This window comes from Achromobacter sp. GbtcB20, from assembly GCF_019091095.1.
Taxonomy (GTDB): domain Bacteria; phylum Pseudomonadota; class Gammaproteobacteria; order Burkholderiales; family Burkholderiaceae_B; genus Achromobacter; species Achromobacter mucicolens.
This window is the reverse complement of the sequence record NZ_JAGXJZ010000158.1, coordinates 1-617: the sequence shown is the minus strand read 5'-3', so window position 1 is coordinate 617 and position 617 is coordinate 1. Positions and strand designations below refer to the sequence as shown.

General features: G+C 71.3%; 1 pseudogene. It reads left to right on the top strand.

The features are described from left to right. Positions 1-617 (top strand): annotated as a pseudogene (locus tag KVT32_RS28325) (5-methyltetrahydropteroyltriglutamate--homocysteine S-methyltransferase); the annotation flags it as partial.

Genomic DNA, 617 nt, shown 5'->3' with positions numbered 1-617 from the left:
TCCCGCAGACGCCGGCGATCCGCCCCGCGCGCGCCGCCTTCAAACGCGGCGCCCTGGCGCGCGACGTCTACGCAGCGGCGATGCGGCGCGAGATCGAGCAAGCGGTGCGCGAACAGGAGCTGCTGGGCATCGACGTGCTGGTGCACGGCGAGGCCGAGCGCAACGACATGGTCGAGTACTTCGGCGAGCAGCTCGACGGCTTTGCCTTCACGGCCAACGGCTGGGTGCAATCCTACGGCTCGCGCTGCGTGAAGCCGCCGGTGCTGTTCGGCGACGTGGCGCGCACCAGGCCGATGACGGTGGCCTGGAGCGCCTATGCCCAGGGCCTCACCACGCGTCCGGTGAAAGGCATGCTGACCGGCCCGGTGACCATCCTGCAATGGTCGTTCGTGCGCGACGACCAGCCGCGCGCCACGACCGCGCTGCAGATCGCGCTGGCGATCCGCGACGAAGTGAGCGACCTGGAGGCGGCCGGCATCGGCATCATCCAGATCGACGAACCGGCGCTGCGCGAAGGCCTGCCGCTGCGCCGCGCGCTCTGGCGCGACTACCTGGACTGGGCCGCGCGCGCCTTCCGCATCGCGGCCTCGAACATCGCCGACAGCACCCAGCTGCAC